Source organism: Dapis hubbardiae BLCC-M172 (genome assembly GCF_050016015.1).
Classification (GTDB): Bacteria; Cyanobacteriota; Cyanobacteriia; order Cyanobacteriales; family Microcoleaceae; genus Trichodesmium.
The window spans coordinates 1-6,611 of record NZ_JBNHEQ010000149.1; the positions used below are offsets into that span (position 1 = coordinate 1).

A 6,611-nucleotide genomic window follows, 5' to 3' on the forward strand; every position below is an offset into this window, starting at 1 on the left:
CTATTTGGTCTCCAGTATTAATATCGCGTCCGGCTTGGTTGTTAATAGTAGCATCTCCATTTTCTGTAGTAGCTATTTGGTCTCCAGTATTAATATCACCTCCGGCTTGATTGTTAATAGTCGCATCACCTTCAACCCCCTCAACAGTCTGATCCCCCGTTTCAATGTCCTCAGTTGCATTAAAATCAATACCACCTGCTTCACCTGCAGTGGAACTAGATTCAATATCTGCTGTACGGATGGAACCATCATTAGCTTGGACTTGAATTTTACCTGCGGCTGTTCTACCAAGTGAACGCAAATTACCTGTAGCAATATTTCTACCATTGACAAAAATATTACCACTCGGACCTGCATCAGATTGGGTAGTGAGATTTGCCGTGTTAATCTCACTTTCACTACTGATACTAATGTTACCACTCTGTTGTTCTCCAAAGGAGGCAATATTATTGATGATGACATTGCCAATAGAGTCTAGGTTAACTTCACCCCCGGTGCCATTGGTGGAATAAGTAGCAATATGATTAATATTGATATTACCTTCTTCTTGGGTTTGGATGGAAATATTTCCACCACTTTCATTGACTCCTGTAGAAAAGATAACGTCTGTCTTAATATTTCCTTCGGTGCTAATAATGTTTACGTTACCACTACTATTGCCACCATAAGAACTAATTTCGTATGTAGTAATATCACCTTTAGCAGTAAGAGTAACATTGCCTCCAGTACCCTCTGGAGCGTAAGCATCAAGATTAGCTGCTGTACTCTCAAATCTCTTGGCCACCTCTTCTGAAGTAATATTTGCGTCATCTGCTAGCGGTTCAAAAAGAGTTGCATAACCCTTAGTTGTATCAATTATACCATTATTAGATGTAATATTAATATTTCCCCCTTTACCCACATAAGAGTAGGAAGAAATATCTCCCGTATTTATATCCCCAGAAGCAGTTATCTCAACATTACCTGCCTTACCATTAGCAGAAGTACCAATCCAACCATTGGTAGTATCAACAGAACCATTCTCGCTAGTAATAGTAACATGACCACCATTACCATTACCTAATTCTTCTATATTAGGACTTTCATTGTTACCTGTCTCCTCTCTCACCTTCTCATTGCTTTCACCTGTCTCCTCTGTTTGACCTGTCTCCTGGTCATTATTTTCAAGTTTCCCAGAGTATGTATTAATGTCTCCCGTTTTAACATCCCCAGAGGCAGATATATTAACATTGCCTGCACTACCATTATCAGAATAAGAACTGATAAATCCCCCAGTAGTGTCAACAGAACCATTATTGCTAGTAATAGTAATGTTACCCCCATCACCATTTTCGGAGGATATATCAATAGAGGAATAGGAATAAGAAGAGGAAGAGGCATCAAGAGACCCTGTTATGATATCGCCACTAATGCTAGAGATACTAATATTACCACCATTACCATTTTCAGAGGATGCCGAAATATTGGCTGTCTTGATATCCCCAGAGGCAGATAATTCAACATTACCTGCACTCTTATTATCAGAATAAGAATTAATAGCCCCCTCAGTAGTTTCAATAGAACCATTCTCGCTCTTAATTGTAATATTGCCACCATTACCATTTTCAGAGTATGCGGAAATATTGGCTGTCTTGATATCCCCAGAGGCAGATAATTCAACATTACCTGCACTGCCATTAATGGATGAAGAGTTGAGGTTAGTAGCAGTTGTATCAATTCTACCTTCTGTACTCTTGAGGGTAATATTACCTGATTGCTCATTGGCTCCTAATCGCTCAATAGATGCAGTAAATAAGGATTCGGTAACAGTAATATATCCTTTGGCTGTTACTTGTATATCACCGCCGTCTTGGGTAGAAATTCCGGTGATAACATTGCTAGCATTTCCGATATTGACTCCTTGGTTGGGTGAGTTGAAAAACACTCCTCCACTACCACTCCTTGCTGACAAATTTTCCAGACTAATATTGAGTGGTTCTGTCTCTGTACCGATACTACCCGTCTCTTTGGTTCGCAATGCAGCATTACCAGCAGTAATTAGAGAATTTTCTGAGCTGCGGAAAATGTTACCGCCGTTAGCATCTACTGTAATATTTCCTGTAGTTTGGAGGTTACTTAAGGTAATATCTCCTACTTCTACTTCTGCTAGGTTGCCTATTGAAATCGAAATTTTTCCACTACCTGCATTGATAGTTGTGTCTGCTGCCATTGTTATATCTCCTGCTCCCTCACCCCGATATTGAAGGTCTGCTCCTTGGTCATTCGCACTCAGAACAATATCACCGTTGCTACTGGAGGTATCGATGTCAGCGTTAATATTGATATCCCGTCCAGCTCTTAATTCTAGCTTGGAAATGTCCTCAGCATTAATAGATTCATTAATTGTAATATCGTTGTGTGCTTGCAAAGTTACTTCTCCACTTTTTTCATTAACTTTGTCCGCATCTGAAGTAATATTAGCATTGGGACGATCGCTAAATTCTTCACTTTCTCCCCCATCAGCAATAGTGATGTTTCGTGAACCACTGAATTCCCCCATGTCAATACTACCATTATTGGCCGTAATATTCAGGTTGCCGTTTGTGCCGTTTTCTGATGTGCGATTAAAGATAGCTAAACTGGCATTTACATCTGATAATTTGCTAGTTAAGCTGACGTTTCCTCCCTGAGTATTTCCGGTAGCAAGAACTTGACCTGCTAAAGTAATTAATCTTTCTGAAGTGATAGTAATATCTCCAGCAGTACCATTTTTTGAGGATGAGTTGATAATAGTCGGAATATTTCTTGATGTAAATGTATCACCGCTAATAATAGTAATATTTCCGTTATTGCTGGTAATATTAATATTTCCTCCATCTCCACTACTCTCACCAAATGATGAGGAGTTTAGACTTGCGGTCTGAATATTACCATCGGCAGTAATTTGAATATTTCCTCCATCTTGATTATATAAACTGGTACGGAGCGAACCCGCCAAGGTATTAATGCTGCCACGTTGACTATCAATGGTAATATTTTGACCAGATACAGATGCCGTTTTGATATTACCATCGGCAGTGATTTCAATATTTCCTCCTTCTTCATTGTCTGAACTAGCATTGAGGGAACTTGCTGAGGTATCAATGTTACCCCTACGACTTTCAATAGTAATATTTTGACCGGATACAGATGCAGTTTTGATATTACCATTAGCAGTAATTTCAATATTTCCTCCGTCTTCGTTAAATGAATTGGTATTGAGGGAACCCGCCGAGGTATCAATGCCACCAATTTGACTATCAATGGTAATATTTTGACCAGATACAGATGCAGTTTTGATATTACCATTAGCAGTAATTTCAATATTTCCTCCTTCTTCGTTAAATGAATTGGTGTTGAGGAAACCTGTTGAGGTATCAACGCTGCCACTTTGACTATCAATGGTAATATTTTGACCGGATACAGATGCCGTTTGAATATTACCATCGGCAGTAATTTGAATATTTCCTCCATCTTCGTTATATTTGGTATTGAGGGAACCCGCCGAGGTATCAACGACACCACTTTGACTATCAATGGTAATATTTTGACCGGATACAGATGCCGTCTGAATATTACCATTGGCAGAGATAGTAATATCTCCAGCATTTCCACTTGTCGTCTGAATATCACTCACAGCAGAGTTACTAATAGTAGCATCTTCAGTTGCCGTCTGAGTAATATCTCCAGCAGAGATACTAATATTAACATTTCCATCCGCAGTCTGAATATCACTCCCAGCAGAGATACTAATATTAACATTTCCACCCGCAGTCTGAGTAACATTTCCGACAGAGCTGTTTCCAGCAGCAATATTATCTCCATTATCCCCACCCGATGATGAAGAATTTACATTTCCAATGTTAATATTATCCCCAGCAGAGATAGTAATATCTCCCCCATCCCCATCAAAAGATGAAGTATCCAATGAAAATGTATCAATATTGCCAGATATAGAATTAAGGTTAACATTACCTCCATTTCCTTGAGATGAACTAGAATTAATCAACCCTGTAATAATATTTTTGTTAGCTTTCAGGTCAATTCTTCCCCCATCACCAGTTTCGCTAAAACTACGAATATTTCCTACCCTAATATTATCGTGAGTTGCTTCTAGGTTTATTGCTCCACCATTTCCACTTCCTCTTCCTCCAGCACTTTCAACCAGGGGACTACGCAGCAACAGTTGTGTACCTATGGCAGTTGTTCCCCAAACAGCATCATCACCAGCTTTGTATAACCTGCCACTATCTCCACCAGCCCTATCTTCTACCCTCAAAGTCCAAGTTCCATTAGGGTTTTCTCCATTAAATTCTGCTAAACTTTCTTGGGGACGATATGTACCATCAAACGGAGCATTGCCAGAGCTAATACCTGTAGAAGCATTATCATCCAACAAAGTATCCTGAAAGTTATCATCCGAACCACCAACACCTGCAAAAAGTGTTATTTCCTTCCCTTCGGGTGATTTCAGATCGACTACTAAGTCTCCATCGTAAGTATGTTCAGCAGAAAAGCGTACATCTAGATTTTCTATAGTTTCCAAGTCACCGTCTACAGTAAAAGTAAATGTTGCAGTGCCTTCGGTACCTTCTGCTGGTATTGCTCCCCCCTCATCTACATCTATAGTTGCCAACAACTCCCCACCAAAAAAAACAGGCAGAGGACTGGAAGTATCAATATTCCCCAAAACAATTTCAGCACCTGCAATAGTCAAATTCCGCCCATTAGTCTTAATAGTATCTGCTCCATTCTCAAAGGTATTCTGATCGCTCCCATCATCCGCCTCATTATCCAACATCTCTACAACACCAATTCCATCCCCATCTACATCTGCACGAAATTCTATCTCGCCACCCCCTGGTTGAAATTCCAGCACATCATCATCTATATCCTCAACAGTAATATCATTTGTCGCCTCCAACTTAATATCCGCATCCCCAGAAGTCTCCTCAAATTCATCATTTATCCTAATATTAGTAGCAGACAAAGAAACACTTTCTCCACCACCTTTGATTCCACTACCCGTAGCAATAATATCTCCCGTAGCTTCAATATTTATCGAACCACCTACATCATTATTATCAGCAATTTCTGTATTTTCTGTAGAAGAAATCTCAGAATTATTCTCTACTATTTCTGAATTTTCGACATTTTCTGTAGAAGAAATCTCAGAATTATTCTCTACTGTTTCTATAGTAGAAATAGTTTCCGTTAAAGTCACATTTCCATCACTCTTAATATCAATATCTCCTCCAGCAGTAACAATACCATCCACCTCTTCACTCACCCCACCTATATTCACATTTCCTACATCAAAAAATATTCCACCACTGCCAGAAACTGCCTCTAAATTTTCTACATTCAACCGCAAAGGTGCATCAATTAAACCTATTCCTCCATCCCCAGAAGTTTGAAATAAAACACTACCCGCATTAATCAAAGAATTTGATGAAACTCTAGCAATATTTCCCCCATTAGCATTAACTAAAACCTCTCCTGTTGTAGTTAAAGAAGCTAGATTTATATCACCTACTTCTCCTAAATTTCCTAACTGAATATTAATAGTTCCACTTCCGGCATTTAAGGTCGTTCCATCTAATTGATTAATTGAAGCTTTCCCGTTACTCCGGTTAGCAATATTCATCTCATCATTATTACCAAGTATGTAAATGTTTCCATTAGTAACTGATGTATCAATATCCGCATTTATATTAATACTTCTACTAGCTTTTAATTCTACTTTGGAGTTGATTTCTGTATTTTCTGTTGTCTCTGAATTATCAGTAATTTCTGTATTTTCTGTAGCTTCAACCTCTGAATTATTCTCTGCTGTTTCAATAGTAGAAATACTTTCTGATAAGGTAACATCTTCATCACTCTTAATATCAATATCTCCTCCAGCAGTAACAATACCATCCACCTCTTCACTCACCCCACCTATATTCACATTTCCTACATCAAAAAATATTCCACCACTGCCAGAAACTGCCTCTAAATTTTCTACATTCAACCGCAAAGGTGCATCAATTAAACCTATTCCTCCATCCCCAGAAGTTTGAAATAAAACACTACCCGCATTAATCAAAGAATTTGATGAAACTCTAGCAATATTTCCCCCATTAGCATTAACTAAAACCTCTCCTGTTGTAGTTAAAGAAGCTAGATTTATATCACCTACTTCTCCTAAATTTCCTAACTGAATATTAATAGTTCCACTTCCGGCATTTAAGGTCGTTCCATCTAATTGATTAATTGAAGCTTTCCCGTTACTCCGGTTAGCAATATTCATCTCATCATTATTACCAAACAAATCAATATTTCCATTTCCAACTGATGTATCAATATCCGCATTTATATTAATACTTCGACCAGCTTTTAATTCTACAGATGAATCAGTTTCTATCTTTTCATTGATTGTTATATCATTATCAGCTAGAAGAATAACATCCCCTGATAATTCCCCTAAATTTTCAGCCGAAATAGTCACATCAGCATTCTCATCTTGAGCAAAAGGGTCAATAGGAGTTTCTGTTTCTGTAGGTTCTGAATTATCAGAATTTTCTGTTGTCTGAGAATCTGTATTTTCTGTA

The 6,611-nt window shown here is 38.3% G+C and carries 1 protein-coding gene; it reads right to left on the reverse strand.

Annotation, left to right across the window (positions count from 1 at the left end; genetic code table 11):
• Positions 1–6,611: proprotein convertase P-domain-containing protein (locus tag ACP6PK_RS13150; protein ID WP_426559988.1), on the reverse strand; the 6,611-nt coding region annotated here is incomplete at both ends.